4 protein-coding genes are annotated in these 4,743 nt (G+C 64.6%); 2 read left to right on the forward strand and 2 right to left on the reverse strand.

Annotated elements, in window-relative coordinates; genetic code table 11:
* Positions 1-15: 15 nt before the first annotated feature.
* Together ACIBG0_RS42050 and ACIBG0_RS42055 are read left to right on the forward strand one after the other, a co-directional pair.
* Positions 16-867 carry an AraC family transcriptional regulator gene (locus ACIBG0_RS42050; protein ID WP_397041230.1) on the forward strand — a complete coding sequence of 284 codons (852 nt, stop codon included), beginning with the start codon at positions 16-18 and terminating at the stop codon, positions 865-867.
* Between the two features lie 149 nt (positions 868-1,016).
* On the forward strand, positions 1,017-1,727 hold the full coding sequence (locus ACIBG0_RS42055) for an HIT family protein (RefSeq protein ID WP_397041232.1): 711 nt from the start codon (positions 1,017-1,019) through the stop codon (positions 1,725-1,727).
* Positions 1,728-1,816: 89 nt separating this feature from the next.
* Here ACIBG0_RS42055 and ACIBG0_RS42060 read toward each other — a convergent pair whose 3' ends face one another.
* Entirely contained in the window at positions 1,817-2,224 is a 408-nt protein-coding gene (locus tag ACIBG0_RS42060) for a VOC family protein (RefSeq protein WP_397041233.1), read from the reverse strand.
* A 140-nt stretch (positions 2,225-2,364) separates the two neighbouring features.
* Entirely contained in the window at positions 2,365-4,134 is a 1,770-nt protein-coding gene (locus ACIBG0_RS42065) for a reverse transcriptase domain-containing protein (protein ID WP_397041234.1), read from the reverse strand.
* Positions 4,135-4,743 lie beyond the last annotated feature (609 nt).

Here is a 4,743-nt window from a genome sequence, read left to right on the forward strand (position 1 = left end):
TGTCATCCTTGGTCTGTGACTTCCCTCGACCAGCTCTCGCCCCTACTTGAACGCTTCCGGGTGCGAACCCGCTTGTTCCATGCGGGACCGTTGTGTGGCGTAACGACCTTCGACGCACAACTAGGACGAGGCTTCCTCCACGTGCTCCGACACGGTGAGATGGCAGTGACGCACCGAGGCGTCAGCGGTCGGCTGGAAAAGCGACAGATCGATAAGCCCAGCCTGCTGTTCTACCCACGCCCGCTGGAACACGCCTTCCACAACGCACCCACCGAGGACTCCGACTTCGCCTGCGCGACACTAGACTTCGACGGCGGCCCGACTCATCCCCTGGTACGCACTCTCCCGCCCGTGATCGTGCTCCCGCTGGATGCCGTCGGCACCCTCGAACCAGCGCTCGATCTGCTGTTCGCCGAGATCGACAACGTGCGGTGCGGCCAAAAAGTGCTGGCCGATCGGCTCTTCGAAGTCGTCCTCATCCAGCTCTTTCGCTGGATTCTCGACCACGCCGACGAGCTTGCGCTGTCCACCGGGCTGCTGACAGGGCTGTCCGATGAACGCCTCGCCCGGACACTTGTCGCTATCCACGAGTCGCCGGGGCGGCCTTGGACACTCGCCACGATGGCGCGCGAAGCGCGCATGTCCCGCAGTTCATTCGCCGCCCGGTTCAAAGTGATGGTGGGCCAGCCCCCCGCCGAGTACCTGACCGGGTGGCGGGTCACGGTCGCCCAGGACCGGCTTCGCGCCGGCGCCTCGGTTGCTCGCACGGCTGCGGAACTCGGGTATGCCAACCCTCCGGCGTTCTCGCGGGCGTTCACGCAAAAAGTGGGATCCTCACCACGCGCATGGTTGGCGACTGCTCGCTGAGTCAGCGGCAGGCATGGGCGCCGCCATGTCAGATCATCCCCAGGGACGCCTTTGCAAGATCAGATCCGTTCGTAGTCCTGGACCGACGCGGGACGTCGGATACTCGACTACGAGGAATGCTATTGAGCTGCATCGGAACTGACGCCTGCATGGACCGCCCGCACGCTTGCCAGCGTGATGGCGCCGAACCCGTCTGTGACCCTCTCGCCGCGGCGGTGCGGTCGGGTGATCTCGACGAGGCGTTGCGGCTGCTGGATACACCTACCCGTGTTTCGGCCACCTACAACGTCGAGTACAAGCCGCGCAGCGCCGACGAGGTCGCCGCCGACCTGCTCGCCGCGGGGATGGACCCGCCCGTGCGATACGGCATTCGGGCGGTATGTGATCTGATCGCCGACGACGACGCCAAACACGACCCCGAGTTTTTCGACCGGCTGCTGCGGTTGGAGAACGCCATGGCTGCGCGGCGGCCGTATCGGGATGCGGCGCGGTATTTCCACCTGGTCGCCACCAAACCTGTGGGCGCCGAGGACGTTGCCGCCGCGATACGCCGGCGACGCGTCGCGATGGACATGGACGATTACGAGACGCGGGTGCGGACCGAGCCGTGTTTCATCTGCGAGTTCTTCGCTGGGACACCGGGTTTCGAGCACGAGACCGTCTACGACGACGGCGACCACGTCGGGTTCCTCAACAAGTACCCGACCCTGCCCAGCTATGTCCTCGTGGTGCCCCGCCATCATGCCGAAGATGTGGTCCGCGACCTGACCCCCGAGCAGTATCTGCGGCTGCAAACGGCCGTCCACACCGTCGCCGCCGTCACCAATCCTGTCTTGCGTCAACCTCTTGGCAGGATATAGCAGGTCGGAAGGTTAAACACCAGGGACGGCAAGGTCACCTGAGAACGCGCGGTAATGCCGATGTGCGGACGAACCGGACCGAGTTCGGGTCATGCTGTGGACGGCTCCGATGGACCGAGAAGGTCCCACCGGTTGCCGGATATGTCGAGGAAGACGGCGACTCGTCCATAAGGCTCGCGACGAGGCTCGGTCACGAATTCCACTCCCGCAGAGGTCATTCGGCGCTGTGCCGCATCGAAGTCGTCGACGCGGAGGAAGAATCCGACGCGACCGGCCACTTGGTTGCCGATCGCGGGACGTTGCACGTCGCCATCAGCTCGGGCCAGAAGGATGCCCGTGGAAGCAGAGGGCGGGCGCACAACCACCCATCTCTTCGGGCGGCCGTCGTTTGTCAGCGAGGGCGAATCCTCGATCAGGTCGAAGCCGAGGACCCGCACGAAGAAGTCGATGGCCGGGTCGTACTCCGCGACCACGATCGTGACCAGTTCCAAATGCACGGTGCCAGCATATTGCGCACAGAGCTCCAACTAGTTGGGTAGGCCGTCCAGCGAGGTGCCCGCGGTGTGCGGGTCCTTTTCCGGGCGGCCTCCCGCCGAACCGGACTTGATAGTTTCCTGATCATCCGGCTCTCCAGTGACTACTCCGTGATGGTGGCCCGGGTGTGGTCGGTGTGGATTAGGTCGTGGCAGGGCGGGCAGACCACGAGGGTTTTGCGTCGCTTGCGTGCCATGATCGTGTCCCATGCCGGTTGGCCGGGGCCGGTGGGTGCGAGGTCGGCGAGTTTCGCGACGTGGTGGACGTCCACTGTGCCGTGATTCCCGCAGAGCTCGCAGGTGTCGCGCAGGAGTCGGGTAATGACCTCCTTGCGGGACAAGGGGTTCCGGGTGTGGACGCGATCGGTGAGGATCGCGGTCTTTCGCCGGGTGAGGGGGATGCCTGCGAACCGTGCGACCAGGGGCCTGCTGTTGTGACGGTGGCGGGTTGCCTCGAGGCAGGCGCGCAAACCGTGCGGGGTGTCGATGCTGGCCCGGTGACGGGCCGCCATCTTGGCCACCGACGATTTATGCTTGCCTGCAAGCGTTTTCAACAGCGAGGTCTGCATCACCCAGTGCAGCCGTTCGAGACGATAGACGTCTCCGGCGAGCAGGTAATAGTTGACCAGGCCCCGATAGATGCCCCCGAATGCTGCGACGATGCCGTAGTCGTCGAGATTCTGCAGGGCGCGCTGCGGGGCGGGTTTGCCGCCCTGCAGGTATGGTGCGCACGAGGTTTTGATCACCGGGATCGGCACCCGCAGCCGTATGCTGCCTTCGGCGGTGCGGCGGCCGCCGGTGCCGGTCTGGGTGGTGATCTCGTATCCGAGGAACCGTGCCGCGCGGGTGCGCGCGTGGGTGATCAGCGTTTTCTCCTGTGACAGCTCCAAGCGCAGGTCGGTGCGCATGAAGCTGGCCAGCCGCTGTTTGATGTCCTCGGCCTCGGTTTTCGGTCCGGCGAATCCGAGCAAAACGTCGTCGGCGTAGCGGATGTATCGCAGTCGACGGTAGCCGGGATCGCGGCAGTCGACACTGGGCAGGCGAGCCAGCCGAGTGCGCCACTGCCGCACCATATCTCGGTCACCGCGTTTGCGGGCTCGCGCCAGCCGGTGACGGATACGCTCGTATTCGGCGTTCCGGGTTCTTCTTGTCCCCCTTGTATATTCGGGAATGAGCGTGTTCTCGACGTAATCGTCCAACCGGTGCAGGTAGATATTGCACAAGATCGGCGAGACCACCCCACCTTGCGGGGCACCCGACACGGTGGCATTCCATGTCCACTCTTCCAGGTATCCGGCCTCGAGCATGTTGCGCATCAGCCGCAGAAACCGGTTGTCGTGGATCTTCTCCGCCAGGATCGTCAATAGCACTTGATGATCCAGCGATCCGAAGCAGTCGGAGACGTCTCCCTCGACGAACCAGATTGTCCCGGTCCAGGTGTCGGCCACCTCGCTCAGAGCGGTGTGGCAACCTCGGCCGGGACGGAACCCGTGGGACCGGTCGGAGAACTGCGGCTCGTAATACGCCTCCAATAGCAGGCGGATCACTTCACCGAGCAGTTTGTCCGACCAGGTCGGCAGCCCGAGTGGGCGTAGCTTCCCGTTGCGTTTGGGAATCCAGACCCGCCGGGCGGGGCTGAACCGGTAGCGCTCGTGGCGCACCGCATCGATGATGCGGTGAATCCGGTTCAGCGACATGCCGTCCACGGTTTCTGTGGTGACCCCGGGTGTCATCGCGCCGGTGTTGGCGTAGATGCGTCCGTAGGCCACCAGATACAACTGCGGATTGAACAACTGTCGATACAACTCATCCAGCGGCAGCCCCTTCCTGCCGCGATCACGGAGGACACCCAGCACCGTTGCGGCGCTCTGCATTTCGCATACCTCCCAGTTCCTGTGGTGTCCGATCACCTGTCGTCCTTCGCCCTGCGGACGGCTTTCCCGTCCCCCTCGGCCGGGCGTGACTCCGGCGACTACTACGACGACTCCGTCGCCCTAGGACTCGCGTCCCGTAGGCGATCCCGCGTTCGTCTTCGTCGTACGTATCGAGCGCGACGTAGGCGGCCCACTCATCTCCTTGAATATCCTCACTGGACATCGCTCCGCATCCGAAGGGCGAGCCGGCCAGCGGATGAGACCGGCCCGGGACACGGCGTCGGTGACAGGTATCTTTCCGACGGGCGGGCATTTGCACCGTCTGGAGATTGGGCTTCAGGCAATCCAGCTTTCGCCTTATCGCACGGGTCTCCCGACGCACCGTCCCTGATACCTGGACCCGGTCGCCGGTTTCCTGACATGCTCTTGTCCCCCTTAGCCTTTCGACGCAGGGTTAGTCATCAGACCCACAGACCTCCCTCCAATCCGTCCCGGCTGCGCCGGGGATACGACGGTGAGGTCGGCCCGGAGCGCCCTGCCAGTGTTGCCACCGGTGGGTCTCTCCGAGCCGCCTCCCGAACCCGGCGTGCGCCGCCAAGCGCACCGGGC

Source organism: Nocardia sp. NPDC050630 (assembly GCF_044457245.1).
Classification (GTDB): domain Bacteria; phylum Actinomycetota; class Actinomycetes; order Mycobacteriales; family Mycobacteriaceae; genus Nocardia.

Bases quoted from the DNA above. Each gene is read 5' to 3' on its own strand.
- ACIBG0_RS42055 (WP_397041232.1), top strand. From the start codon at position 1,017: ATGGACCGCCCGCACGCTTGCCAGCGTGATGGCGCCGAACCCGTCTGT.
- ACIBG0_RS42065 (WP_397041234.1), bottom strand. From the start codon at position 4,134: ATGCAGAGCGCCGCAACGGTGCTGGGTGTCCTCCGTGATCGCGGCAGG.